Source organism: Streptomyces sp. CC0208 (genome assembly GCF_003443735.1).
Taxonomy (GTDB): Bacteria; Actinomycetota; Actinomycetes; order Streptomycetales; family Streptomycetaceae; genus Streptomyces; species Streptomyces sviceus.
Genome location: NZ_CP031969.1, coordinates 6,913,932 through 6,939,209 on the forward strand (window position 1 = coordinate 6,913,932; position 25,278 = coordinate 6,939,209).

Here is a 25,278-nt window from a genome sequence, read left to right on the forward strand (position 1 = left end):
CTGGGTGCGATCCTCCGGGGATGACCGAAGAGGGTGTGAGTGGACCGGCGCACGGCGAGGCGCACGGCGGTGGGCTCGGCACCCGCCTCAACTGGCTGCGCGCGGCGGTCCTCGGCGCGAACGACGGCATCGTCTCCACGGCGGGCCTCGTCGTCGGCGTGGCCGGCGCGACGAGCGACCGCGCGGCGTTGCTGACGGCGGGTCTGGCGGGCCTGCTGGCCGGCTCGATGTCCATGGCGGCCGGGGAGTACGTGTCCGTGTCGACCCAGCGCGACTCCGAGATGGCCGCGCTGGCTGTGGAGAAACGGGAACTCCGCGAACAGCCCGAGGCGGAGCTGGAGGAGTTGACGCAGCTTCTGGAGGAACGGGGCCTGTCCCGCGACGTGGCCCGTGAGGCGGCGCAGCAACTCACGGAACGTGACGCACTCCGGGCGCACGCACGCGTGGAGCTCGGCATCGACCCGGACGCACTCACGAACCCCTGGCACGCGGCCTGGGCGAGCTTCCTGGCGTTCACGGCGGGGGCGTTGCTGCCGCTCCTCGCCATCGTGCTGCCACCGTCGGGGTGGCGGGTGCCGGTGACCGTGGTGTCGGTGGTGGCGGCGCTGGTACTGACGGGGTGGAGCAGCGCGCGCTTGGGGGCGGCGGCGCCCGGACGGGCGGTGCTGCGGAACGTGGGGGGTGGGTTGTTGGCGATGGGGATCACTTACGGGGTGGGGGTGTTGTTGGGGGCGGCGGGGATCTAGCCTCCGCCATCGCCCCTTGGCGGAGATCGCCAAGAAGCAAGCGCGTACCACCGGTAATACTTGTCGGTAACAACGTCTAGCCGTGCCCGACCGGCGGTTCTACGGTGCACGCATGCCGAACCTCCCCGACGTCGTGGTCTGGTCCATACCCGCCTTCGTGCTGCTCACCGTCATCGAGATCATCAGCGTCCGCATCCATCCGGACGAGGACGCGGCCGGCTACGAGGCGAAGGACACCGCCACCAGCATCGGCATGGGACTGGGCAGTCTCTTCTTCGACTTCTTCTGGAAGATCCCGATCGTCGCCGTCTACACCGCCCTGTACGAGTTCACCCCGCTCCGCGTCCCCGTCCTGTGGTGGACGGTCCCTCTGATGCTGCTAGGGCAGGACTTCTTCTACTACTGGTCCCACCGCGGCCACCACGTCATCCGCATCCTGTGGGCCTGCCATGTCGTCCACCACTCCAGCCGGAAGTTCAACCTCACCACCGCGCTGCGCCAGCCCTGGACGACCCTGACCGTCTGGCCGTTCTACGTCCCCCTCGTCGCCGCCGGCGTCCACCCGGCCGCGCTCGCGTTCTGCTCCTCCGCGAACCTCGTCTACCAGTTCTGGATCCACACCGAACGCATCGACAAGATGCCCCGTTGGTTCGAGTTCGTCTTCAACACCCCGTCCCACCACCGCGTCCACCACGCCTCCCAGGGCGGCTACCTGGACCGCAACTTCGGCGGCATCCTCATCGTCTGGGACCGGCTCTTCGGCTCGTTCGTCGCCGAGACCGAACGGCCCGTCTACGGGTTGACCAAGAACATCAACACGTTCAACCCGATCAAGGTGGCCACCCATGAGTACGTGGCGATCCTCAAGGACATCAAGAGGGCACGGAGTTGGCGCGAACGGGCCGGACGCGTCTTCAGGGGGCCGGGCTGGGCACCGGCACCGCTGCCGGAGACGGCCGAGGAAACCGTGCCCGCGTGAGAACCCCGAGCGCCCACGGCACCCGCCACGCACTCCTCACGGTCTTCGCCCTCACCGCCGCCGTCGACCTCACCTCCCTGGCCGTCGGCTCCGCTCCCGGCCACACCGTCGCCAAGCCCCTCCTGATGCCCCTCCTGGCCGCGTACTGCGTCGCGTCCGGAACGCCCCGGCTCCTGGTCGGCGCCCTCCTGTGCGGCTGGGGCGGCGACGTCCTGCTGCTGTCCGACGCCGACCCCGCCCTCCTCGCCGGCATGGCCTCCTTCGCCGCCGGCCATGTCTGTTACCTCGCGCTCTTCCAGGCGTACGGCAGCCCACGCGCGCGTGTCGGCCTCCTCGCACCCGTCTACGCCACCGCGCTCGTCGTCACCGTCGTCGCCCTGTGGCCGGACCTGCCCGCCGCACTGCGCGTGCCCGTCGCCGGCTACAGCGTGCTGCTCACGACGACGGCGTGCGCGTCGGCGGCGCGGTTCGGGGCGCTCACCGGAGCCGGCGGCGCCCTCTTCCTCCTCTCGGACACCCTCATCGCGACCGGCGTCGCCGGCTGGCCCCAGCTCCCACGGCCCGATTTCTGGATCATGCTCACGTATATGGCCGCGCAGTTCCTGCTGGCCAGTGGCACCACACGAGCCCTCGAAGCGCGCCCCGGACCGATGGCGACGTACGGTGAGGTGCGCTCGACCGAACGCGCGACCCCGCGCTCGGCCAAGCGCCCCACCACGCGCTCGACCACCCCCTGAGCGCCGCCCGACCTCGCACGAGAAGGACCCTCGCCATGCGCGCCACCACCATCCACGCCCCCTACGACATGCGCGTGGAGGACGTGCCCGAGCCCGTGGTGCAACTGCCCACCGACGCCGTGCTCCGGGTGCTGCGCGCCTGCATCTGCGGCAGCGACCTGTGGGCCTACCGCGGCGAGGCGGCGCGGCAGCCGGGGCAGCGGATCGGCCACGAGTTCCTCGGCGTCGTCGAGGAGACCGGCTCCGAGGTCGCCACCCTGAGGCGGGGAGATCTCGTCGTGGCGCCCTTCATGTGGTCCGACGGCGTCTGCGACTACTGCCGCGAGGGCCTGACCACCTCCTGCGAGCACGGCGGATTCTGGGGTTCCGTCGGCTACGACGGCGGCCAGGGCGAGGCCGTCCGCGTCCCCTTCGCCGACGGGACCCTCGTACGACTGCCCAAGGAGGCGGCCTCCGACGAGCGCCTGCTGTCCTCCCTGCTGACGCTCTCCGACGTCCTGGGCACCGGGCACCACGCGGCCCTCGGCGCCGGAGCCCGCCCGGGCGCCACGGTCGCCGTCGTCGGCGACGGAGCCGTCGGCCTGTGCGCGGTGCTCGCCGCCAAGCGGCTCGGCGCCGAACGGATCATCGCCCTGGGCCGCCACCAGGTCCGCACCGACATCGCGCGCCGCTTCGGAGCCACCGACGTGGTCGCCGAGCGCGGGGACGCGGCCGTCGAGGCCGTCCGTGAACTCACCCGAGGCCAGGGCGCACACGCCGTCGTCGAGGCCGTCGGCACCGAACAGTCCATGCGTACGGCGGTCAGCATCACCCGGGACGGCGGCGCCATCGGCTTCGTCGGCGTGCCGCACGGCAGCGGCACCGGCGTCGACCTCAGTGTCATGTTCGACCGGAACATCGCCCTGCGCGGCGGCGTCGCACCGGTCCGCGCCTACATTCCCGAGCTGCTCCCCGACGTCCTGGACGGCACCGTCGACGCCTCACCCGTCTTCGACATGACCGTCGGCCTGGAGGGCGTCCCCGACGGCTACAAGGCGATGGACGAGCGCACCGCGCTCAAGGTCCTCGTCACCAACTGACCGTCACCGGGCGGCTCTACCAGCGGATCGGCAGCGGCAGCGCCGTCAGCAGCCCCGACACCACGACCACCAGCCCCAGCGCGACGACCTCCACGCGCGCGGGCGCGCAGGCGGTCAGTGGGTCGGGGGCGCGTCGCAGCCGGGTCCGGGCCCACAGGGCGAGCGCGGCGACGACCGCCACCAGGAGCACCTTGGCGAGCAGGGTGCGTCCGTAGGCCGTGTCCGTCAGCTGTTCCAGGATCGTGCCGGGCGGCATCCGGCGCAGCGAACTCCACGCACCGGTCGCGGAGACGGCGGCGAGCAGAACGGCCGCCACGCGCGCGTAGAGCCCGAGCAGGGCCGCGCCCGGCTCCCCGGGGCCCCACCGGCGCAGCGTCCGCAGCACATGCAGCAGTCCGCCCGCCCACAGCGCCGCGCACGTCAGGTGAACCACCGTCAGCCCGGAGCCGACCAGCGGACTGTGCTCGGTGGCGGGATGCGCGCGCAGGGCCTCCGCCATCACCACGGCGGACAGGGGCCACACCTGGACGGCCGGGCGGCCCGAGCGGGCACACAGACCGGCGATCAGGAACGCGTTGACCTCCAGCAGGGCCACCTTGCCGTCCCGCGAGGCATACAGGCCGCCGACATCGATCTCGGAGAGGCTGTGGGGCACCAGATTGCCGGTCGCCACGACCGAGGCCAGGCCCAGCGCGGCGAGAAACCCGGCGGCGGCCGCGCAGGGAGCCCAGGAGCGCGGGGCGGCCGGGGGAGCACCGGGCACCGAACGGACCTGCCGGCCCACGAACAGCTCGCCCAGCGGCACACACAGCGCCGCGAACAGCACGGTCCGCAGCAGGGCCACCCCACCGGTCCCGGGCGCGGTGGCCTCCCCGGTGCCGTGCAGCGCGGCGGACGGACCGAGCAACGGTACCGCCACGGCCAGTACGGCCAGGACGAGGACGGCGACCGCCCGACCGGTGCCGGGACGCCGCGAGGGGCCGCACGCCTCGGTCGCCTCGGAGGTGGGTCTGGTCAAGGTCACCCCACGATCCTGAGCACAGCGGACAGAAGCGGGCAACTGCAGGGAAACAAGTGGTGGTACGGCATTCCACCCATACAGACGGCTCCGGTGCCCCTGCCGGTTCAGGCCCGCTCAGCACCAGCGCGCGGCATCCGTCCCCCACGGCACCGGCGGCCGGCCCCAGTCCGCCGGGCCGCCCTCGAAGGAGACCGGCGACAGCGCGTACCGCAGCCGTCCCAGCGCACTGTCCGTCTCGGACAGCCAGGGTTCCGGGCCGTCGTAGGAGTCGCTTCCGAGGTCCCCCGCGGCCATGTCGCCCCTGCCGTCCGCACCGTCCGTCAGCCACCGGGCCGTCCGCGCGAGCGCCAGCCGCACGAACCGGCTCCCGCCCTCGTACGACTGCTCGGTCAGGGCCCGCAGCACGGCCGCCGCCAGCAGATAGCCCGTCCCGTGGTCGAGGGCCTGAGCGGGCAGCGCGCCCGGCCGCTCCGCCGAGCCCTCCAGGACCGCGATCCCGGTGGCCGCCTGGACGAGGCTGTCGAAGCCCCGCCGTTCGCACCAGGGCCCGTACGCGCCCCACGCCGACAACTGCGCGACGACCACCCCGGGCCGCCGCTCCGCCAGTGCCTCGGCGGACAGCCCGAACCGGTCCAGCGCGCCCGGCCGGTACCCGGTGACGACCACGTCCGCCGCCGCGAGCAGCTCTTCGAAGGTCTGCCGGTCGGTGGCCAGGTCGAGCGTCGCCGACCGCTTCCCGAGGCCGGTGTCGGCGTGCTGGTCCGGGAGTTCGGGAAGCCGGGGTGCGTCCAGGCGCAGGACGTCCGCGCCGAGCAGGGCGAGTGTGCGGGTGGCGACCGGGCCCGCGAGTACCCGTGTCAGGTCCAGGACGCGCAGACCGGCGGCCGGCAGCAGGGGAGAGGTGTCGAGCGGCGCGAAGGTACGTACGCGTGCCGTGTCCAGTCGCCCCTGTTCGACCAGTGGCCGTTTCGCGAGGTCGGCGGCCTGCGGGTGTGCGGCCCACTCCTCGGGGGTGCGCAGGGCGACGGCGAGACCCCCGGCCGCGTACACGGCTTCCTCGACGTCCAGGGCGGACCGCTCGGCGAGCGCCGCTTTGACGGCCGCCGCGTCCTCCGGCACTCCCAGGGCGTCGAGCAGTCGTGCCCGGTGGTGCGGATAGTTCGCGTGGGTGCGGACCCAGCCGTCCGCCGTCTGCCAGAACCGGGACAGCGGTGCGAAGTTGACCGGCGCGCGACCGTTGATCAACAGGTGACGCTCGCTCAGGAAAGCGGTGGCGACCGCCCCGTCGTCCACCCGCGCCACCGGCAGCTCGGCGAGGCCGGCCCGCCGCGCCGCGAGACCGGCGGCGGCCAGGGCGCACTCGGCCACACAGTTCCGCGCCAGCTTCTGCACGGGAAGGCGCCCCTGAAGAGCGCCCTCCCGCACCACGAACTTGATTCCCGTCATGACTGCACTATGCAGTATTGACGGAATCAATATATGGACGAGCCTTGATCGTCCTGTACCGCTACTTCGTCACCGCGTCCAGGGCGTCCACCGTGCCCCAGCCGTAGAAGCCGTTGCGGTTCTTGGACCCCTCGCACACCGCGTCGACCTTGCCGTCGCCGTTGATGTCGTACGGGTCCGTGCACGGCGTGGCGTCGGCCTCCGCGTACAGCAGCGCCTTCACCAGGGCCGGCGGGGCGTACGGGTGCGTCGACCTGATCAGGGCGGCCACGGCCGCCACGTGCGGCGAGGCCATCGACGTACCGGCCATGTAGCCCCACTTGCCACCGGGCAGCGTGCCCAGGATCAGACCGCTGGTCGCGGGCGGCGCGGGCGTCTGGTACGCCGTCGAGTCACCGCCGGGCGCGGCGACGTCGATGAAGCCCAGGCCGTAGTTGGAGAACGACGACTTGATGCCCTTGGCGCCGGTCGCCGCGACCGTCACGACACCCGGCAGCTGGGTCGGTATGTCGAAGCACTCCGACGGGTCGATGACCCGGTCCGAGGGCGTGCCGTCGTTCGGCGAGACCGGGTCGGTGATCTCGTCGGCCGCGAGGTCGTAGTTCTCGTTGCCGGCCGCGGCGACGTTGACCACGCCCCGCTTCTCCGCGTACCGCGAGGCCCGGGTGACCGCGTCCACGAGGGCCTTCTGGTCCGGGTCGTCGGTGCAGTTGAAGTACCACGGGTCGGTGTAATAGCTGTTGTTGGTGACGTCGACGCCGTGCGTGGCCGCCCACATGAAGCCGCAGACCACGGCCTCGGTGTAGAAGTAGCCGTCGGTGGTCGACACCTTGATGCCCGCCACCTTCACACCGGGCGCCACGCCCGTCATGCCGACGCCGTTCTTGGCGGCCGCGATCTCACCGGCCACGTGCGTGCCGTGCGGGCTCTCCGCCGCGCTCGGCCGCCACGCCCCGTCGGTGGTGTCCGGCTTGCCCGTCACGCAGTTGACCGACGCGGCCCGGTCGAAGTTCGGCGCGAGGTCCGGGTGGGTGTCGTCCACGCCGGTGTCGATCACGGCGACCGTCACCTTGCTGCTGCCCAGCGACTTCTCGTGCGCCTTGTCCGCCTTGATGGCGGGCAGGTCCCACTGCAACGACTCCAGCGGGTCCTGGCCGGCCGCCGCGGCGCTCTGCGCGGCGGCCATCTGCGCCGAGTTGAGCGCCTTCGGTGTGCCCTCGTCGGTCGTCGACTGCGCGGGCAGCGGCGCGTTGCGCGTGTTGCCCGCCGACTCGACCCCGCGGACCTTGCGGATCGTCTTGGCGAAGTCGGGGTTCGACGAGTGGACGACGATCACGCCTATCTGGTCGTACGACGTCACGATCGTGCCGCCGGCCGAGCCGATGGCCTTTTTCACCTGGGCGGAAGGACCGTGCCCGGGGCGGACGTTGACGACGTAGCTGAGCGCCGTCCCGTCCGCGGCGGCGGAGGCGAGGGCGTCACTGACGGCACCGGGGCTGACGGCAGCGGTGCCGGACAGGTCGGTCGCGGACGCCGTGGCGCCCGGCAGGAACGCCATGGCCGTCGCGATGGCCATGCCGAGCGGGATCGCGAGTGTGCGCCGACAGCGCGGGTGGGGCCCAGTCATGATGCGAATCTCTCCAGTTCGTTCTCAGCAGAAGCGGTTCGTGCGGGTGGTGTCGTGCGCGGGGTGCGGGGTGCGGAGTCGGGCGAAGTCGCGGGGGCGGCGGGTCGCTTGACCGCGCGCAGCGCGTTGACGATGCCGAAGCCGTGGAACCCGTTGGCCCGGGTGCCGCCCTCGCACCGCGTCCTGCGTGCCGTCGCCCTCCTGGTCGTACGAGGCCGGGCAACTCGTGGCATTCGCCTGTGCCTTCAGCAGCGCCTGCAGCTGGGCCGGGCTCGCCTTGGGGTGCGTCGACTTGAGCAGCGCGGCGACGCCCGCGGCGTGCGGCGAGGCCATCGAGGTGCCCTGAAGGAAGCCGTACTGGCCGTTCGCCAGGGTCGACAGGATGCGGCCGTTCCGCGAGGGCGTGTCCGGGATCCGGCAGAGCCGGCACGGCGAGCGCCAGGCTGCGTCCGGAACGCCTGGAACGCGCCTGGGACATGGGGTCTCCACATCATCCGGAAACGAAACCGGCCCGGGACACAGGTGTCGCTCGGGCAGGTACATGACGGGTGGTGCAGGCCGAAGCTATCTCCCGAAGTCGATGGCCAGCAATGACTTCCCCAAGGTGAGTTCGGAAAGAAGCAAAGCCAGTTGAACCGCGACCAGCGCGGCGCCGTGACCTTGAACAGGGAACGCGAGGACACTCGCCCCCGATCCCCGTCACAACCGCACCCGCACCGCGAGGAGAGTCCGTGGCCACCGACGCACCGCCACCCTCGAAAGAGACGCACAAACTCCCCACCAGCGAGGAGTTCACCGAGGTGCAGGAGAGCGCTGAGTTCGGTGAACTGCGCCGCTCCTACCGCTCCTTCGCCTTTCCGCTGACCGTCGGCTTCATCGCCTGGTACCTGCTGTACGTCCTGCTGTCCAACTACGCGGGCGACTTCATGGGCACCAAGGTCGTCGGCAACATCAACGTGGCCCTCGTCCTGGGCCTCGCCCAGTTCCTCACCACGTTCCTCATCGCCTGGTGGTACGCGCGGACCGCTGCCGCCCGCTTCGACCCCAAGGCCGAGGCCATCAAGTCCCGGATGGAGGGCGGCGCATGAGCCCCGCGATCACCCTGGCGGCCGGCGAGGCCAGCGAGCACCGGCCGCTGATCATCAGCCTGTTCGCGGTCTTCGTCGTCGCGACCCTCGTCATCACGGTCTGGGCCGGCCGCCAGACCAAGGACGCGGCCGACTTCTACGCGGGCGGACGCCAGTTCACCGGTTTCCAGAACGGCCTCGCGGTCTCCGGCGACTACATGTCCGCCGCGTCCTTCCTCGGCATCGCGGGCGCCATCGCCCTCTTCGGCTACGACGGCTTCCTGTACTCCGTCGGCTTCCTGGTCGCCTGGCTCGTCGCCCTGCTCCTGGTCGCCGAACCACTGCGCAACTCCGGCCGCTACACGATGGGTGACGTCCTCGCGTACCGGATGCGCCAGCGCCCGGTGCGTACGGCAGCCGGCACCTCCACCATCGTGGTCTCGATCTTCTACCTGCTGGCCCAGATGGCGGGCGCGGGCGTCCTGGTCTCCCTGCTCCTCGGCATCACCAGCGACGCCGGCAAGATCGGCGTGGTCGCCCTCGTCGGCGTCCTGATGATCGTGTACGTGACCATCGGCGGCATGAAGGGCACCACCTGGGTCCAGATGGTCAAGGCTGTCCTGTTGATCGCGGGCGCCCTGCTGCTGACCTTCCTGGTGCTGCTGAAATTCGACTTCAACGTCTCCGACCTGCTCGGCTCCGCCGCCGACAACAGCGGCAAGGGCGCGGCCTTCCTGGAGCCGGGCCTGAAGTACGGCGCCACGGGCACCACCAAGCTGGACTTCATCTCGCTCGGTCTCGCCCTGGTCCTCGGCACCGCCGGACTGCCGCACATCCTGATCCGCTTCTACACGGTGCCCACCGCCAAGGCCGCCCGTAAGTCGGTCATCTGGGCCATCGGCCTCATCGGCGCCTTCTACCTGATGACCCTCGCCCTCGGCTTCGGTGCCGCGGCCCTCATCAAGCCGGACGAGATCATCGCCTCCAACAAGGCGGGCAACACGGCCGCGCCCCTGCTCGCACTGCATCTGGGCGGCGTCGACTCCAACTGGGGAGCGATCCTGCTGGCCACCATCTCGGCGGTCGCCTTCGCCACGATCCTCGCGGTCGTCGCCGGCCTCACCCTGGCCTCGTCGTCCTCCTTCGCGCACGACATCTACGCGAACGTCATCAAGCGCGGTCAGGCCACCGAGAAGCAGGAGATGAGCGCGGCCCGCTGGGCCACCGTCGGCATCGGCGCGGTCTCCATCCTGCTGGGCGCCCTCGCCCGTGACCTGAACGTCGCGGGTCTCGTCGCGCTCGCCTTCGCGGTCGCCGCCTCGGCGAACCTGCCGACGATCATCTACAGCCTCTTCTGGAAGCGGTTCACCACGTCCGGCGCCCTGTGGTCGATCTACGGCGGCCTCGTCACGGCGGTCGGCCTGGTGCTGTTCTCACCGGTCGTCTCCGGCAAGCCCACCTCGATGTTCCCGGACATCGACTTCCACTGGTTCCCGCTGGAGAACCCGGGCATCATCTCGATCCCGGTCGGCTTCCTGCTCGGCATCATCGGCACCTACCTCTCCAAGGAGGAGCCGGACAAGGCGAAGTACGCGGAGCTGGAGGTCCGGTCGCTGACCGGCACCGGCGCCCACTGACGCGTCCCCTGAAGCGGCCGCCTCGTAGATCCCTACGAGGCGGCCGCTCCGTACGTCGTCGGATCGGGCACTGTCGTTGTCAGTGACGTCACGTAGGCTCGCAAGTGACGGAAACCGATGGACTCGGCACTGATCCGCAACGAGGGAGGGGGCCCACGTGCTCATCGACACCTATGGCCGGCAGGCCACCGACCTGAGAGTCTCGCTGACCGACCGCTGCAATCTGCGCTGCACGTACTGCATGCCGGAAGAGGGCCTGCAGTGGCTGGCCAAGCCCGACCTGCTCACCGACGACGAGATCGTCCGCCTGATCGACATCGCCGTCACCTCCCTGGGGATCGAGGAGGTCCGCTTCACCGGGGGTGAGCCCCTGCTGCGCCCCGGTCTGGTCGGCATCGTCGAGCGCGTCGCGGCCCTGGAGCCGCGCCCCCAGATGTCCCTCACCACCAACGGCATCGGCCTCAAGCGCACCGCGAAGGCCCTGAAGGCGGCGGGCCTGGACCGGGTCAACGTCTCGCTGGACACCCTGCGCCCGGACGTCTTCAAGACCCTCACCCGCCGGGACCGCCACCAGGACGTCCTGGAGGGCCTGGACGCCGCCCGCGAGGCGGGTCTGACGCCGGTCAAGGTGAACTCCGTCCTGATGCCGGGGCTCAACGACGACGAGGCCCCCGACCTCCTCGCCTGGGCGGTGGAGCACGACTACGAACTGCGCTTCATCGAGCAGATGCCCCTGGACGCCCAGCACGGCTGGAAGCGCGACGGCATGATCACCGCCGGGGACATCCTGACCTCCCTGCGCACCCGCTTCGACCTCACCGAGGAGGGTGCGGAGAAGCGCGGATCGGCCCCCGCGGAGCGCTGGATCGTCGACGGCGGCCCGCATGTGGTCGGCGTCATTGCCTCGGTCACCCGCCCGTTCTGCGCGGCCTGCGACCGCACCCGCCTCACCGCCGACGGCCAGATACGTACCTGCCTGTTCGCCCGCGAGGAGACGGATCTCCGAGCGGCCCTGCGCTCCGACGCCGGCGACGAGGAGATCGCCCGCATCTGGCGGGAGGCGATGTGGGGCAAGAAGGCCGGCGCGGGCCTGGACGACCCGACGTTCGTCCAGCCGGACCGGCCCATGTCCGCGATCGGAGGCTAGGCCTCTTCGGGAGCCTGCCAGTCCTCGAACTTCACGACGTCCTTGAGGAAGCCCCGCACGCCGAGGAACTGGGACAGATGCTCCCGGTGCTCCTCGCAGGCCAGCCAGGTCTTCCGCCGCTCCGGCGTGTGAATCTTCGGGTTGTTCCACGCGAGCACCCACACGGCGCCGACACGGCAGCCCTTCGCGGAGCAGATCGGGGTCTCGTCACTCACGGATTTCGTCTCACAAGCGGGGGGAAAAGGCGACGCCGAGCAGCCACGGGGGGAGCTGCCCGGCGTCGGTCTGTCGCTCCGACGGGGGATGCGGAGCGCGTACGAAGTATGTCACGGGTAACCCTTGGCCCGGCACCGGAACAACATGATTGATCTGAGCTTTTCTTGAGCTTGGTGACTGGAAGACCTGTCACGTCCGCTCGCGAGGTTCGCCCCGGGTACCCGTCGCCGCGCCGCCCGCCCCGCCTTCCGGCACGGGCTCCGCGAAGTCGTCGTCGACCCGCGGCGGCATGATCATCGGCGGGGTAGGAGCCGTCACGAAGGTCGACGGCAGCGAAGGCGCGTTCTCCCGCCCCGCGTTGGCGATGACGACGGCGATATAGGGCAGAACCGCACCCAGCACCAGCGCGACGATCGCCACGTGCCGTTCGACGTTCCAGAGCGTGGCCGCGAGCACCACGGAAATCGTACGGACCGTCATCGAGATGACGTACCGGCGCTGACGTCCGCGCACGTCCTCCTGAAGGCTCGTCCGGGCTCCGGTGATCCGGAACACCTGGGCGCTGCCGCCGCCATGTTGCTTCCGCATCACATTCCACCATCCGCCCGCTTCGGACTGCTCCCGGCTCCGCGTCCGCTCCGTACCCGGTGGAGGTATCGGACCCGGACAGCCTCCACGGTACGCCGTGCCTGCGTCGCCTACGAGACCGGGGCACTCCCGCCCGGACCAACCGGGTCGCCCACGGCACGTACGGCCCTACCCGGCATGCGGCGTAGAGCGAGCGGACCGACACTGGCCGTAATGCTCACGTGGATCCGCACGTAGAGCCGTACGAGGAGGCAGCCATGGGCTGGTTGTGGGCGATCATCGTGGGATTCGTGCTGGGCCTGATCGCGAAGGCGATCATCCCCGGCAAGCAGCACAGTCCCCTCTGGCTGACCACCATCTTCGGCATGCTCGGCGCCATCGCCGGCAACGCCATGGCGCGCGGGTTCGGCGTGGAGGAGACCCCTGGCATCGACTGGAGCCGCCACGCCTTCCAGCTCATCGCCGCGATCATCATCGTCGCCGTCGGCGACATGCTCTACATGGCGACGCTGGGCAAGAGGAAGCAGCGGCGGGTCTGAGAGCCGTACGACGCCGTACGACGAAGAGGGCGCCCTCCGTCAGGAGGGGCGCCCCCGTCTGCCGTACCAAGACCTACGCGGACGTGACCTCGACCGCGGCCAGGTTCTTCTTGCCCCGGCGCAGCACCAGCCAGCGGCCGTGCAGCAGGTCCTCCTTGGCGGGAACGGCGTCCTCGGCCGCGACCTTGACGTTGTTCACGTAGGCTCCGCCCTCCTTCACCGTCCGCCGCGCGGCCGACTTGCTGGCCACGAGCCCGACCTCGGCGAACAGATCCACCACGGCACCGAGCTCGGCGACCTGGATGTGCGGCACCTCCGAGAGCGCCGCGGTCAGCGTCCGCTCGTCCAGCTCCGCCAGCTCACCCTGCCCGAAGAGCGCCCTCGAAGCGGCGATCACCGCGGCCGTCTGGTCCGCGCCGTGCACCAGCGTCGTCAGCTCCTCCGCCAGCGCCCGCTGTGCGGCCCGGGCCTGCGGCCGCTCCTCGGTCTGCTTCTCCAGTTCCTCCAGCTCCTCACGGGACCGGAAGGACAGGATGCGCATGTACGTCGAGATGTCCCGGTCGTCCACGTTCAGCCAGAACTGGTAGAACGCGTACGGCGTCGTCATCTCCGGGTCGAGCCATACGGCGCCGCCCTCGGTCTTGCCGAACTTGGTGCCGTCCGCCTTGACCATCAGCGGCGTCGCCAGACAGTGCACCGAGGCGTCGGGCTCCAGCCGGTGGATCAGGTCGAGCCCCGCCGTGAGGTTGCCCCACTGGTCGCTGCCGCCCTGCTGGAGCGTGCAGCCGTACCGCCGGTACAGCTCCAGGAAGTCCATGCCCTGGAGCAGTTGGTAGCTGAACTCCGTGTAACTGATGCCCTCCTGGGACTCCAGCCGGCGCGCGACCGAGTCCTTGGTGAGCATCTTGTTGACGCGGAAGTGCTTGCCGATGTCCCGCAGGAACTCGATGGCCGACATCCCGGCCGTCCAGTCCAGGTTGTTGACCATGACCGCGGCGTTCTCGCCCTCGAAGGACAGGAACGGCTCGATCTGCGCGCGCAGCCGGGTCACCCAGTTCGCGACCGTCTCCGGGTCGTTCAGCGTGCGCTCGGCCGTGGGGCGCGGGTCGCCGATCTGGCCGGTCGCCCCGCCCACCAGCGCCAGCGGGCGCAGGCCCGCCTGCTGGAGACGGCGCATGGTGAGGACCTGCACCAGGTGACCGACGTGCAGGCTGGCCGCGGTCGGATCGAAACCGCAATAGAACGTGACGGGACCGTCCGCGAGCGCCTTGCGCAAAGCGTCCTCGTCGGTGGACAGGGCCCACAGCCCCCGCCACTTCAGCTCGTCGACGATGTCCGTCACGGTTCTCGCGTCTCCTTGGAAAATCCTCGGGCAGCCGAACGGCTACCGGCTACGAGGTTATACGCCCTGACTGACAGAGCTCATATTGAAATCGGGCACCCGCAGCGCAGGCATCGCGGCCCTGGTGAACCAGTCGCTCCACTCCCTCGGCAGCGTCTTCTCCGTCCGCCCCGCCTCCGTCGCCCGTCCCAGCAGGCCGACCGGCGACTCGTTGAACCGGAAGTTGTTGACCTCGCCGGTCACCTCGCCGTTCTCGACGAGATACACACCGTCCCGGGTCAGCCCGGTCAGCAGCAGCGTGGCCGGGTCCACCTCGCGGATGTACCAGAGGCAGGTCAGCAGCAGCCCGCGCGTGGTGTTCGCGACCATCTCCTCCAGGGAGAGGTCCTGGCCGCCGTCCAGGATCAGGTTGCCGATCGCCGGGGCCACGGCGAGCCCGGTCAGGGCCGCGCTGTGCCGGGTGGTGGTCAGATGCGCCAGCGTGCCCTGCCGTACCCACTCGGTCGCCCCGACCGGAAGGCCGTTGTCGAACACCGACTGGTCGCCCCCGGAGGAGTGCGCGACCACGAACGGCGCGGTCTCCAGGCCCGGCTCGTTCGGGTCACTGCGCAGGGTCAGCGGCAGACCGGTGAGCGCCTCGCCGACCCGGGTACCGCCTCCGGGCTTGGAGAACACCGTCCGCCCCTCGACCGCGTCCCGGCCCGACGCCGACCACAGCTGGTAGATCAGCAGGTCCGCGACCGCGGTCGGCGGCAGCAGCGTCTCGTACCGCCCCGCGGGCAGTGGGACGCGCCGCTCGGCCCACCCCAGGCGTACGGCGAGCTCGGCGTCCAGCGCCGCCGGGTCGACGTCCTTGAAGTCCCGCGTGGAGCGACCGGCCCAGGCCGAGCGGGTCCGGTCCGGCGACTTGGCGTTGAGCTCCAGCGTGCCGTTGGGCTGGTCGTGACGCAGCCGCAGCCCCGTGGACGTGCCCAGGTACGTGGACACGAGCTCGTGGTTGGCGAAGCCGTACAGCTCGCGGCCGCCCGCACGCGCGCGTGCGAAGGACTCGCCGAGTGCCGGCGCGAAGTCGGCGAAGACCGCCGAGGAGGTCTCGACGGGCGCGTCCGTGAAGTCAGGGGACTCCGGTACGCCGGTGACCAGCGGCTGGGCGTCCTCGGCGGGCCCGGCTCCGCGGGCGGCGGCCTCGGCGGCCCGCACCAGCGGCTCCAGTTCGTCCGCGGTCACCGCGGACCGGGAGACCACTCCGGAGGCCGTGCCCTCCTTGCCGTCGACGGTCGCGATGACGGTGAGCGTGCGCCCGCGCGTGACACCGTTCGTGGTGAGCGCGTTGCCCGCCCAGCGCAGGTTGGCGGTCGACTGCTCGTCGGCGATCACGACACAGCCGTCCGCCCGCGACAGCGCGAGGGCCCGCTCGACGATCTCGTGCGGCTTGTTGGTGCGGGCGCTCATCGACCGGCCTCCTGCGTGGTGTTGAGGATGTTGACGCCCTTGAAGAGGGCCGAGGGGCAGCCGTGCGACACGGCCGCGACCTGGCCCGGCTGGGCCTTGCCGCAGTTGAAGGCGCCGCCGAGGACATAGGTCTGCGGGCCGCCCACCGCCGCCATCGAGCCCCAGAAGTCGGTGGTGGTCGCCTGGTAGGCGACGTCCCGCAGCTGCCCGGTGATCCGCCCGTTCTCGATCCTGAAGAACCGCTGGCCGGTGAACTGGAAGTTATAGCGCTGCATGTCGATCGACCACGACCGGTCCCCGACGACGTAGATCCCGCGGTCCACGCTGCCGATGAGATCCTCCGTCGACAGGCCCGCCGGGTCCGGCTGGAGCGACACGTTGGCCATGCGCTGCACCGGGACGTGCCCGGGGGAGTCGGCGTAGGCGCAGCCGTTGGACCGCTCGAACCCGGTCAGCTTCGCGATCCGCCGGTCCAGCTGGTAGCCGACAAGGGTGCCGTCCTTCACCAGGTCCCAGGACTGGCCCGCGACGCCCTCGTCGTCGTAGCCGATGGTCGCGAGGCCGTGCTCGGCGGTGCGGTCGCCGGTGACGTTCATCAACTCGGAGCCGTAGCGCAGTTTGCCGAGCTGGTCGAAGGTGGCGAAGGAGGTACCGGCGTAGGCGGCCTCGTAGCCGAGCGCGCGGTCCAGCTCGGTGGCGTGGCCGATGGACTCGTGGATGGTCAGCCAGAGGTTGGACGGGTCGACGACGAGGTCGTACAGGCCCGCCTCGACACTGGGCGCCCGCATCTTCTCGGCGAGCAGCTCCGGGATCTGCTCCAGCTCGCTCTCCCAGTCCCAGCCGGTGCCCGTGAGGTACTCCCAGCCGCGTCCGACCGGTGGCGCGATGGTCCGCATGGAGTCGAACTCGCCGCTGGACTCGTCGACCGACACCGCCGTCAGCTGCGGGTGCAGCCGGACCCGTTGCTGTGTGGTCACCGTGCCCGCGGTGTCGGCGTAGAACTTGTTCTCGTGCACGGTGAGCAGCGAGGCGTCGACGTGGTTGACCCCGTTCGCCGCCAGCAGCCGCGCGCTCCAGTCCGCGAGCAGCGCCGCCTTCTCCTCGTCGGGCACGGTGAACGGATCGATCTCGTACGACGAGATCCACGTCCTGTCGGCGTGCACGGGCTCGTCGGCGAGCTCCACCCGCTCGTCGGACCCGGCCGCGCGGATCACCTGCGCGGACAGCTTCGCCATGGCCACGGCCTGCGAGGCTACCTTGGCGGCGGCGTCCATCGTCAGATCCACACCCGACGCGAAGCCCCAGGTCCCGCCGTGCACGACCCGCACCGCGTACCCGAGGTCGGTGGTGTCCGAGGACCCGGACGGCTTGGCGTCCCGGACCCGCCAGTCCGCGCTGCGCACCCGCTCGAACCGGAAGTCCGCATGGTCGGCGCCGAGCGCACGCGCGCGTGCCAGCGCGGCGTCGGCGAGGGCACGTAGGGGAAGCGCTGTGAAGGCTTCGTCGATGGTATGAGGCACCTGGGTCTCTTCCTGTCCTGTGGTGTGAGCGTCCGGCACGAGGGCGGGCGACGGCTGCTCCGATCATGTCGCGGCGACCGGTGCGCGGACCACACGTTTGTGACCGCTGCCGACACTTTTCTGTAGGGACCCGACAGCGAGTCCCGTAAGCCACTGTCGGTGCCCGAATGTCCTCCGGCGGGAGCGGCCCGATAGGTTTTCGGTGAAGCCGCCTGCCATCCAGGGTGTTCGGGCGGGTGTGTCAGACCCCTATGGAAAGGGTGATCCGTTGAGCCGCTCGGTTCTCGTCACCGGAGGCAACCGGGGCATCGGCCTCGCCATCGCCCGCGCATTCGCCGAGGCCGGCGACAAGGTCGCCATCACATACCGCTCGGGGGAGCCGCCGGCCGCCCTGACCGAATTGGGCTGCCTGGCCGTCAAGTGCGACATCACCGACACCGAGCAGGTGGAGCAGGCCTACAAGGAGATCGAGGCCGAGCACGGCCCGGTCGAGGTGCTGATCGCCAACGCCGGCATCACCAAGGACCAGCTCCTGATGCGGATGTCCGAGGAGGACTTCACCTCGGTCGTCGACACCAACCTCACCGGCACCTTCCGCGTGGTCAAGCGCGCCAACCGCGGCATGCTGCGCGCCAAGAAGGGCCGGGTCGTCCTGATCTCCTCGGTCGTCGGCCTCTACGGCGGCCCCGGCCAGGCCAACTACGCCGCCTCCAAGGCCGCCCTGGTCGGCTTCGCCCGCTCGCTCGCCCGTGAGCTGGGCTCGCGCAGCATCACCTTCAACGTCGTCGCGCCCGGCTTCGTCGACACCGACATGACCAAGGCGCTCACCGACGAGCAGCGTGAGGGCATCGTGAAGCAGGTGCCGCTCGGTCGTTACGCGCAGCCCGAGGAGGTCGCCGCGACGGTGCGGTTCCTCGCCTCGGACGACGCCTCGTACATCACTGGAGCCGTCATTCCCGTTGACGGCGGACTGGGAATGGGTCACTGAACACCATGAGCGGAATTCTCGAGGGAAAGCGCGTCCTGATCACCGGTGTGCTGATGGAGTCCTCCATCGCGTTCCACGCCGCGAAGCTGGCCCAGGAGCAGGGCGCGGAGATCATCCTGACCGCGTTCCCGCGGCCCACGCTGACCGAGCGCATCGCCAAGAAGCTCCCCAAGCCCACCAAGGTCATCGAGCTCGACGTGACCAACGACGAGCACCTCGGCCGGCTGGCCGACCTCGTCGGCGAGGAGCTCGGCGGCCTCGACGGCGTCGTGCACTCCATCGGCTTCGCGCCGCAGGACGCGCTCGGCGGCAACTTCCTGAACACGCCGTTCGAGTCCGTGGCCACGGCCATGCACGTCTCGGCGTACTCCCTGAAGTCGCTCACCATGGCGTGCCTGCCGCTGATGCAGAACGGCGGCTCGGTCGTCGGCCTCACCTTCGACGCGCAGTACGCCTGGCCGCAGTACGACTGGATGGGCCCCGCCAAGGCCGCCCTGGAGGCCACCAGCCGCTACGTCGCCCGTGACCTGGGCAAGCAGAACATCCGCTGCAACCTCATCTCCGCGGGCCCGCTCGCCTCCATGGCCGCCAAGTCCATCCCGGGCTTCAGCGACCTGGCCGCCGTGTGGGACAACCGCTCGCCGCTGGAGTGGGACCTCAAGGACCCGGAGCCGGCTGGCAAGGGCATCGTCGCCCTGCTGAGCGACTGGTTCCCGAAGACCACGGGCGAGATCATCCACGTGGACGGCGGGCTGCACGCCATCGGAGCCTGAGCTCCCCCACCTCGTCGACGCCCCGTTCCCCCAGGGAGCGGGGCGTCCCCCGTTCGGCCTACCAGGCCGGGCGCGCACGGCCGGCAACTGGGCACCCTGGATTACGCGTTCACCTTGCGATTCCCTCCCCAGCACGGCCGAGGAGGTCCCCTTGTGCGCCTGTCCCGCAGTCTGGCCTCAGTGACCGCAGCCGTCTGTCTCGTGGGGTCCCTGTCGTACGAAGCGATGTCGCAGACCCGCGTGCAGGAGCCCGCAGCCACCGCTTCGGAGCTGTTCGGTGCCTCCTGCCGCAGCAAGGTCACCGGCTCCCGTGTGACCACCTACTGCCACAACCCCTATCCCCGCACCGACGGCGTGCGCCTGCACATCGAGTGCGACCGCTGGTGGGACCTCGACACCGACGGCGCCGAGGTCGAGGCCGGACCCGCGCAGACCGTGCGGCTGACGGGCCGGTGCTGGAAAGAGGTCCGCTCGGTGTGGGTCAGCCACCGGAAGCTGGCGCGCTGAACCGTCCCGGACGGCACACGAAGGGGTAGCCGGCCGCCTCCTCGGCGGCCGCGGCCGCGTCGCCCGCGCGGATCGCGTCGACGAGCCGGGTGTGGTCCATGTACGTCTCCGGCGTCAGCTCCTCGCCGACGTCCTCGCGCAGCCAGTCGCGCAGCACCTCGCCGAGGTCCGCGTACACCTTGGTCATCACGTCGTTGTGCGAGGCGGCCACCACGGCCAGGTGGAAGGTGGCGTCCGCCGTCACGAAGGCCTCCGCGTCGCCCGACTGCCAGGCCTCCTCGCGCCGCACCAGGAGCACGTCGAGCTGCTTGAGGTCCTTCTCGGTACGCCGCTCGGCGGCCAGCCGCGCCGCGGACGACTCCAGGGTGGAGCGCAGCTCGGCGACGTGCCGTGGGTCCGCGTCGGCGAACCTGCGGTGCATCACGCCCGCCAGCTCACTGGTCGCCACGACGTATGTTCCCGAGCCCTGGCGGATGTCGAGCAGGCCGTTGTGCGCGAGCGCGCGGACGGCCTCGCGGACGGTGTTGCGGGCGACCCCGAGCTGCTCGACCAGCTCGGGCTCCGTCGGGATCCGGGAGCCGACCGGCCACTCGCCCGAGGTGATCTGGTTGCGCAGCGCGGCGATGACCTGCTCGGACAGCGCCGAGCGGCGGGGATGGCTCAGGGGCATGGCACACCTTCGCACGGGCGGGACGGCATCGGACGACCCGGGGATGGACAACCAATCATCCTATGATTCTATGATGGGTGTCATGGCCCGTGAGGAAACCCGGACAGCGAAGTCCATGAGCACCCGCAGTTCCGCCACCCCGCCCGAGGGGGGAGGGCCCCTGGCGCCCGCCCCGCGCGCGTGGGCGGTGCGCCTGGTCGTCGTCGGCATCGTGCTGTCCGCCCTCAACCTCCGCCCCGCCATCACCAGCCTCGGCGCCCTCCTCGAAGAGGTGCGCGACGGACTCGGCATGAGCGGCAGCGTGGCCGGCCTGCTCACCTCGGTGCCCCCGCTGTGCTTCGCCGTCTTCGGCGTCATGGCCCCGCGTCTGGCCCGCCGTTTCGGCGCGGGCGCGGTGGTGTGCGCCGGCATGGTCGCCATCACGACGGGCCTGCTCATACGGCCGTACACGGGCTCCACGGCGGGCTTCCTGGCCGCCAGCGCCCTCGCCCTCATGGGCATCGCCGTCAGCAACGTCCTGATGCCGGTCATCGTCAAGCGCTGGTTCCCGGACCGGGTGGGCTCCATGACCGGCCTGTACTCGATGGCCCTGGCCCTCGGTACCTCGGCGGCGGCCGCCGTGACCGTACCGGTGACCGAGGCGCTGGGCGGCAGCTGGCAGTCCGGGCTCGCGGTGTGGGCGGGCCTGGCCGCGGCGGCCGTACTGCCGTGGATTCCGCTCGTACGGGACGGGGGGCCGGCCTCTGCGGAGTCGAAGGTGGCCCGGAGCGTACACACGCGTGTGCAGGGCGCCGGGCCCGTCCGGCACGTACACGCGCGCGTGGAGCCGCCCGCGCTGCGGATCACCCGGAGCCGGACCGCCTGGGCGCTCGCCGTCTTCTTCGGGCTCCAGGCCACCGCCGCCTACATCACCATGGGCTGGATGGCGCAGATCTTCCGGGACGCGGGCGTGCCCGCGGGCACCGCCGGGCTGCTGCTGGCCGTCACGATGGTGATGGGCGTCCCGCTGGCCTTCGTCATCCCGCGCGTGGCCACCCGGCTGCCGCACCAGGGCCCGATCGTGCTCGCGCTCGGCGTCTGCGGTCTCGCCGGATACGCGGGCCTCTACCTCGCTCCCGCCGCCGGAGCCTGGGCCTGGGCCGTCCTGCTCGGTGTCTCCAACTGCGCCTTCCCGCTGGCCCTCACCATGGTCGGGATGCGTGCCAGGACCGGCGCGGGCGTCGCCCAGCTGTCCGCGTTCGCGCAGAGCACCGGCTATCTGATCTCCATCCCGGGACCGCTCCTGGTGGGCGTGCTCTACCAGCACAGCGGCGGCTGGGGCCTGCCGATCGCGCTCATGATCGGCCTGATGATCCCGCAGATGGCGGTCGGGGTCCTCGCGGGCCGCGACCGCACGGTGGAGGAGGAGGCGGCCCGCTGAGGCCACCCTGGCAGCCTTGGTAAGAGACCGGGGTGCGAGACTGGCCGTATGCCAGTGCTCGACCCGAATCCCCAGAACGGCCAGAAGAAGATGCTGCTGGTCTTCGGCTCGTTCTTCGCCATCTTCGTCATCATCGCGATCATCGCGACGATCGCCTCGCCCTGATCCCGCTCACCAGCTCCCCGACCCTGTGGTGGGGTTAACCCCACATCCCCTAGGGGGTGAGTGTCAGGGTCAACTGGGTGGATCACCGGATGGGTTGAGGGCCGCCGGTTCCGTACCTTCGAGATGTGACCGCGAGAAGCGGATCACGGGACTCGAAGACCCGCGGAGGCACTCATGTCGGCCCCTACGCAGACCCCGCCCCACCCGGCGTCCCGGGGCGGCGTCGACATCCGGCTGCCCTGGTGGGCCCTCGCAATGCCGACGCTCGCCTTCGTGGTGCTCCTGGCCCTCATCCTCAATCCCGCCGACGCGCACGCGGCCTCCGGCGACCCCCTCGTCACCCAGTTCCTGGAGCGCGTACAGCAGCTCATAGCCCGCTGAGCACCCGCAAAGCCGCCCGTCAACTCCCTGCGCCCCATGGCCTGTTTCATGCGAAGCTGGATCCTATGAGCGTCGCAGATCCCCGCAGGATTGTCCTTTTCCGGCATGCGAAAGCCGACTGGCCCGAGGTGACCGACCACGAGCGGCCGCTCGCCGACCGGGGGCGAAAAGATGCAGCGGAAGCCGGGCGACGGCTGGTCGACTCCGCCATCCCCCTCGACCTGGCCCTCTGCTCCACCGCGACCCGGACCCGTGAGACCTGGAAGCTCGCTGTGCAGGAATTCCCGCACCGGCCGAAAACGGTCTACGAGGAGCGGATCTATGAGGCCTCTCCCGGTGAGCTGATCGCCGTGCTGAACGAGACTCCGGACGACGTGCAGAACGCCGTCCTGATCGGCCACAACCCGGGCGTGCAGGGCCTCGCCGACGTCCTCGCGGGCGCCGCCGAGGGGGACGCCCGCCAGCGGATGAGCGGCCGCGGCTTCCCGGCCGCCGCCTTCGCCGTCCTGTCGTTCAGCGGCCCCTGGAAGGCCCTGGAGCCCGGCACGGCCACCCTCGTCGACTACTGGGCGCCGTCCGACTGACGGCGACGACTGACGGCGACACGCCCTCCCACTGGCGCGAGACACGGCAGGGGCCCGGCACCACCACGGTGCCGGGCCCCTGCCGATCCGTCGTCCGGAGGTCAGTCCTCCTCGTGCGCGTCCGCCGCCTCGACCTCTTCGCGGGTGATGCCCAGCAGATACAGCACGGTGTCGAGGAAGGGCACGTTCACCGCGGTGTGCGCGGCCTCCCGCACCACCGGCTTGGCGTTGAAGGCGACGCCGAGCCCGGCCGCGTTGAGCATGTCCAGGTCATTGGCGCCGTCACCGATCGCCACCGTCTGGGACAGCGGCACCCCCGCCTCGGCGGCGAACCGGCGCAGCAGTCGCGCCTTGCCCGCGCGGTCCACGATCTCCCCGGTGACCCGGCCCGTCAGCTTCCCGTCGACGATCTCCAGGGTGTTCGCCTGGGCGAAGTCCAGCCCCAGCCGGTCCTTGAGGTCGTCGGTGACCTGGGTGAACCCGCCCGAGACGACACCGACTTGGAAGCCGAGCCGCTTCAGCGTACGGATCAGGGTCCGCGCGCCCGGCGTCAGCCGCACCTCGGAACGCACCTTGTCGACGACCGAGGCGTCCAGCCCCCCCAGCAGGGCCACGCGTGCGTGCAGCGACTGCTCGAAGTCCAGTTCGCCGCGCATCGCTGCCGCGGTCACCTCGGCGACCTCGTCCTCGCAGCCGGCGTGCGCGGCGAAGAGTTCGATCACCTCGTCCTGGATGAGCGTGGAGTCCACGTCCATGACGACGAGCCGCTGGGCCCTGCGGTGCAGACCGGCGGCCACGACGGCAACGTCCACGCCGAGCTTGCCGGCGTCCGTCACCAGGGCGGTGCGCAGGGGCTCGGTCTCCACGCCGGACACCGCGAACTCGACGGCGGTCACCGGATACTTGGCCAGCCGGAAGATACGGTCGATGTTGCCGCCCGCCTTGGCGATCTTGGCGGCGATCGCGGCGGTGGCCTCCGCGGTGAGCGGGTGCCCGAGCACGGTGACCAGGGAACGCCCCAGCCCTCGCGGCCGGTTGTCGCCGAGACCGGAGATGATCTCCGCCTGCATCTTGATCGACTCGGCCCAGCTGTGGACGGTCGCCCGCAGATCGCCCTCCAGTGCGCGGGGCGGCGCGGTCACGAGCGCGCACAGCACCATTCGGCCACGCGTGACGACCTGCTCGATGTCGACCACGTCGACGGAGTAGGCGGCGAGGGTGTCGAAGAGGCCGGCCGTGATGCCCGGCCTGTCCTTCCCGAAGATCTTGACGAGAAGGGTGGGGACGTCGGAGAACGAGGTCTGCTCAGCGCTCATGGTGCCTCCACCGTATCCGGCACCCAGTGCCTTCCGCTCCCGCGGTCCGTCTGACGGACACGGAACAGTGGGTGTCGAGCGGGTGGCGAGGTCTTTACGGGCGGGATACGGGCGGGACACAGGCGCACTGCGGGGGGGGGGGCTTTGTGCGGGGGCTTTGTGCTGGGGTGGCGTCGCCGGGGGCCCTGCATGCACGGCGTCGTCGTACGGGTGTGTGCCGGTCAGCGCCGTCCCTTCGGCTTCCCGGGGGGCGGTGGCGGCGGGGGCGGGGGAGGAGGCGGTGGTGGCGACTGCGGGCCCTCGTCCCCGGAGCGTCGGGCGCCGGGCCGCTGCCCGGGGGGTCGGCGCGGTGAACGAGGGGGCTGGTCGATCGGTCGGGCCATCGTCGGGGCGCCGTAGACGTTGTCGTTGTCGGGCGGCGGCGAACCGTCAGGCCGACGCGGTCCCGCCGTAGGCCGAGCGCTCTCCTCAGGAGGCTGCACCGTGTCTTGAGGCCGCCCACCGCTGCCCTCTCCCGAATTTGCCGGTCCCTGTTCTCCCCGACGACGGCCCGGCCGATCGCCCTCAGCCCCCGGCACTGGCCCACCGTCGCCGGCGGGCCGCGCGTCCTCGGGCCCCCGCAGCTCGTCCGGGACCCGCAGGTACGGGTTGGTGGCCGGATTGGGCGGGCGATAAGGCGCACCAGGCACGTACGGCCCGGTCTCGCCGCGAGATGTGCCGGCCTCGGCGCTCTGCGACCCCGCCTCACCATCGCGCGGCGCGGTTCCACCGCCTTGCACCCCGGCCTCGCCGCTTTGCGGCTGCGCCTCCCACCCGGGCCACCCTGCCTGACCGGGGTAGGCCCTGCCCTGATCGGCCTGCGCTCCCGCTTCACCTCGATCGACCCCTGGCCCGCCGCGGTGTGGTCCTGCCTGGGCGCCGTACGGTCCGGCTGCGCTTTTGTCGTTGGGCTGTGCTCCGCCTTGGTCGGTTCCGGGGCCGCCGCGGTGTGGCCCCGCCTGGGCGCCGTACGGTCCGGCCGCACCCCCCTCGTAGAGCGGTGACCCGCCGCGATCGGCCCCCGGTCCACTGCGATAGAGCCCGGCCTCACCGCCGTACTCCGCAGCCGCACCCTCCTCATAGGACAGCGCCCCGCCCTCGTAGGACCTCGACACGTCGTCGTACGAGCCGCCCGTCCCCTCGTACCTCCCTGGCCCGCCCCCAGAAGCCCCCGGCTCACCCCCGGCTTCCCCCCAACGCGTCCCGGCCCCTCCCGCGCCCGCACCAGCCCCGCCCCCGTAAGGAGCGCTCGCCCCACCCCCGTAAGGAGCGCCCGCCCCAGCCCCCACACC

Annotated in this window: 25 protein-coding genes and 1 pseudogene; 15 read left to right on the forward strand and 11 right to left on the reverse strand. The window is 71.0% G+C overall.

Going from position 1 to position 25,278, the window contains the following annotated elements:
* Positions 1 to 20 precede the first annotated feature (20 nt).
* The 4 genes from D1369_RS31755 (at position 21) to D1369_RS31770 (ending at position 3,541) form a co-directional block, all read left to right on the forward strand.
* Positions 21 to 746 (forward strand): VIT family protein, encoded by a 726-nt coding sequence (locus tag D1369_RS31755; protein ID WP_007381106.1) that lies wholly within the window; start codon positions 21 to 23, stop codon positions 744 to 746.
* A 112-nt stretch (positions 747 to 858) separates the two neighbouring features.
* Entirely contained in the window at positions 859 to 1,725 is an 867-nt protein-coding gene (locus D1369_RS31760) for a sterol desaturase family protein (protein WP_007381105.1), read from the forward strand.
* Positions 1,722 to 2,462 (forward strand): lysoplasmalogenase, encoded by a 741-nt coding sequence (locus tag D1369_RS31765; RefSeq protein WP_037899507.1) that lies wholly within the window; start codon positions 1,722 to 1,724, stop codon positions 2,460 to 2,462. The genes D1369_RS31760 and D1369_RS31765 overlap by 4 nt, the downstream gene beginning before the upstream one ends.
* 35 nt (positions 2,463 to 2,497) lie before the next feature.
* Positions 2,498 to 3,541, forward strand: a complete 1,044-nt coding sequence (locus D1369_RS31770) for a zinc-dependent alcohol dehydrogenase family protein (RefSeq protein ID WP_007381103.1) — start codon at positions 2,498 to 2,500, stop codon at positions 3,539 to 3,541.
* Positions 3,542 to 3,557: 16 nt separating this feature from the next.
* On the opposite strand, the gene D1369_RS31775 is transcribed toward D1369_RS31770, so the two are convergent.
* The 4 genes and pseudogenes from D1369_RS31775 to D1369_RS31790 form a co-directional block, all read right to left on the reverse strand.
* The gene (locus D1369_RS31775) at positions 3,558 to 4,565 is read right to left on the reverse strand and encodes a CopD family protein (RefSeq protein ID WP_007381102.1); all 1,008 of its coding nucleotides are present in this window, start codon (positions 4,563 to 4,565) and stop codon (positions 3,558 to 3,560) included.
* Positions 4,566 to 4,676: 111 nt separating this feature from the next.
* Complete coding sequence (locus tag D1369_RS31780) at positions 4,677 to 6,008, reverse strand: CoA transferase (RefSeq protein ID WP_037899506.1); 1,332 nt, start codon at positions 6,006 to 6,008, stop codon at positions 4,677 to 4,679.
* A 61-nt stretch (positions 6,009 to 6,069) separates the two neighbouring features.
* Positions 6,070 to 7,635, reverse strand: a complete 1,566-nt coding sequence (locus D1369_RS31785) for a S8 family serine peptidase (RefSeq protein ID WP_037899504.1) — start codon at positions 7,633 to 7,635, stop codon at positions 6,070 to 6,072.
* 107 nt (positions 7,636 to 7,742) lie between these two features.
* Positions 7,743 to 8,052, reverse strand: a pseudogene (locus D1369_RS31790) (S8 family serine peptidase); the annotation flags it as partial.
* Positions 8,053 to 8,366: 314 nt separating this feature from the next.
* Between D1369_RS31790 and D1369_RS31795 the strand changes: the two are divergent.
* The 3 genes from D1369_RS31795 to moaA all read left to right on the forward strand — a co-directional run bounded on the left by D1369_RS31795 (position 8,367) and on the right by moaA (position 11,486).
* A complete protein-coding gene (locus tag D1369_RS31795; protein ID WP_007381098.1) occupies positions 8,367 to 8,723 on the forward strand; it encodes a DUF485 domain-containing protein in 357 nt (118 codons plus the stop codon).
* On the forward strand, positions 8,720 to 10,339 hold the full coding sequence (locus D1369_RS31800) for a cation acetate symporter (RefSeq protein WP_007381097.1): 1,620 nt from the start codon (positions 8,720 to 8,722) through the stop codon (positions 10,337 to 10,339). The genes D1369_RS31795 and D1369_RS31800 overlap by 4 nt, the downstream gene beginning before the upstream one ends.
* Positions 10,340 to 10,496: 157 nt before the next feature.
* Complete coding sequence (moaA, locus tag D1369_RS31805; protein ID WP_118082746.1) at positions 10,497 to 11,486, forward strand: GTP 3',8-cyclase MoaA; 990 nt, start codon at positions 10,497 to 10,499, stop codon at positions 11,484 to 11,486.
* On the opposite strand, the gene D1369_RS31810 is transcribed toward moaA, so the two are convergent.
* Together D1369_RS31810 and D1369_RS31815 are read right to left on the reverse strand one after the other, a co-directional pair.
* Entirely contained in the window at positions 11,483 to 11,701 is a 219-nt protein-coding gene (locus D1369_RS31810) for a hypothetical protein (RefSeq protein ID WP_037899502.1), read from the reverse strand. The genes moaA and D1369_RS31810 overlap by 4 nt on opposite strands.
* A 190-nt stretch (positions 11,702 to 11,891) precedes the next feature.
* Entirely contained in the window at positions 11,892 to 12,290 is a 399-nt protein-coding gene (locus D1369_RS31815) for a DUF3099 domain-containing protein (RefSeq protein ID WP_037899500.1), read from the reverse strand.
* Positions 12,291 to 12,547: 257 nt separating this feature from the next.
* On the opposite strand from D1369_RS31815, the gene D1369_RS31820 reads away from it, so the two are divergent.
* The gene (locus tag D1369_RS31820; protein ID WP_007381095.1) at positions 12,548 to 12,829 is read left to right on the forward strand and encodes a GlsB/YeaQ/YmgE family stress response membrane protein; all 282 of its coding nucleotides are present in this window, start codon (positions 12,548 to 12,550) and stop codon (positions 12,827 to 12,829) included.
* A 73-nt stretch (positions 12,830 to 12,902) separates the two neighbouring features.
* Here the strand turns inward: D1369_RS31820 and tyrS are convergent, their stop codons facing one another.
* Genes tyrS through D1369_RS31835 form a run of 3 tightly spaced genes read right to left on the reverse strand, consistent with a single transcriptional unit; the run spans position 12,903 to position 17,143 of the window.
* Positions 12,903 to 14,171 carry a tyrosine--tRNA ligase gene (tyrS, locus tag D1369_RS31825; RefSeq protein WP_007381094.1) on the reverse strand — a complete coding sequence of 423 codons (1,269 nt, stop codon included), beginning with the start codon at positions 14,169 to 14,171 and terminating at the stop codon, positions 12,903 to 12,905.
* A 57-nt stretch (positions 14,172 to 14,228) separates the two neighbouring features.
* Positions 14,229 to 15,623: a metallopeptidase TldD-related protein gene (locus D1369_RS31830; RefSeq protein WP_007381093.1), complete on the reverse strand. Its 1,395-nt coding sequence runs from the start codon at positions 15,621 to 15,623 to the stop codon at positions 14,229 to 14,231.
* Positions 15,620 to 17,143, reverse strand: coding sequence for a TldD/PmbA family protein (locus tag D1369_RS31835; protein WP_007381092.1), 1,524 nt, complete (start codon positions 17,141 to 17,143; stop codon positions 15,620 to 15,622). Before D1369_RS31835 ends, D1369_RS31830 begins: the two co-directional genes overlap by 4 nt.
* A gap of 268 nt (positions 17,144 to 17,411) precedes the next feature.
* On the opposite strand from D1369_RS31835, the gene fabG reads away from it, so the two are divergent.
* The 3 genes from fabG (at position 17,412) to D1369_RS31850 (ending at position 19,411) form a co-directional block, all read left to right on the forward strand.
* Positions 17,412 to 18,131: a 3-oxoacyl-[acyl-carrier-protein] reductase gene (fabG, locus tag D1369_RS31840; RefSeq protein ID WP_007381091.1), complete on the forward strand. Its 720-nt coding sequence runs from the start codon at positions 17,412 to 17,414 to the stop codon at positions 18,129 to 18,131.
* Between the two features lie 5 nt (positions 18,132 to 18,136).
* Positions 18,137 to 18,904, forward strand: coding sequence for an enoyl-ACP reductase FabI (fabI, locus tag D1369_RS31845; RefSeq protein WP_007381090.1), 768 nt, complete (start codon positions 18,137 to 18,139; stop codon positions 18,902 to 18,904).
* 153 nt (positions 18,905 to 19,057) lie between these two features.
* Positions 19,058 to 19,411, forward strand: coding sequence for a hypothetical protein (locus tag D1369_RS31850; RefSeq protein ID WP_007381089.1), 354 nt, complete (start codon positions 19,058 to 19,060; stop codon positions 19,409 to 19,411).
* Here the strand turns inward: D1369_RS31850 and D1369_RS31855 are convergent.
* The gene (locus tag D1369_RS31855) at positions 19,386 to 20,081 is read right to left on the reverse strand and encodes a FadR/GntR family transcriptional regulator (protein WP_007381088.1); all 696 of its coding nucleotides are present in this window, start codon (positions 20,079 to 20,081) and stop codon (positions 19,386 to 19,388) included. The two genes, D1369_RS31850 and D1369_RS31855, sit on opposite strands and share 26 nt — an antisense overlap.
* A gap of 70 nt (positions 20,082 to 20,151) precedes the next feature.
* On the opposite strand from D1369_RS31855, the gene D1369_RS31860 reads away from it, so the two are divergent.
* From D1369_RS31860 to D1369_RS31875, 4 genes are all read left to right on the forward strand, one after another.
* Positions 20,152 to 21,501, forward strand: a complete 1,350-nt coding sequence (locus D1369_RS31860) for a CynX/NimT family MFS transporter (protein ID WP_037899498.1) — start codon at positions 20,152 to 20,154, stop codon at positions 21,499 to 21,501.
* Positions 21,502 to 21,549: 48 nt separating this feature from the next.
* Positions 21,550 to 21,666 (forward strand): SGM_5486 family transporter-associated protein, encoded by a 117-nt coding sequence (locus D1369_RS44610; RefSeq protein WP_086023195.1) that lies wholly within the window; start codon positions 21,550 to 21,552, stop codon positions 21,664 to 21,666.
* Between the two features lie 174 nt (positions 21,667 to 21,840).
* Positions 21,841 to 22,047 (forward strand): hypothetical protein, encoded by a 207-nt coding sequence (locus tag D1369_RS31870; protein ID WP_007381086.1) that lies wholly within the window; start codon positions 21,841 to 21,843, stop codon positions 22,045 to 22,047.
* Positions 22,048 to 22,112: 65 nt separating this feature from the next.
* Positions 22,113 to 22,631: a histidine phosphatase family protein gene (locus D1369_RS31875; protein ID WP_007381085.1), complete on the forward strand. Its 519-nt coding sequence runs from the start codon at positions 22,113 to 22,115 to the stop codon at positions 22,629 to 22,631.
* A gap of 101 nt (positions 22,632 to 22,732) precedes the next feature.
* Here the strand turns inward: D1369_RS31875 and serB are convergent, their stop codons facing one another.
* Positions 22,733 to 23,947, reverse strand: a complete 1,215-nt coding sequence (gene serB / locus D1369_RS31880; RefSeq protein ID WP_118082747.1) for a phosphoserine phosphatase SerB — start codon at positions 23,945 to 23,947, stop codon at positions 22,733 to 22,735.
* Positions 23,948 to 25,278: the final 1,331 nt, after the last annotated feature.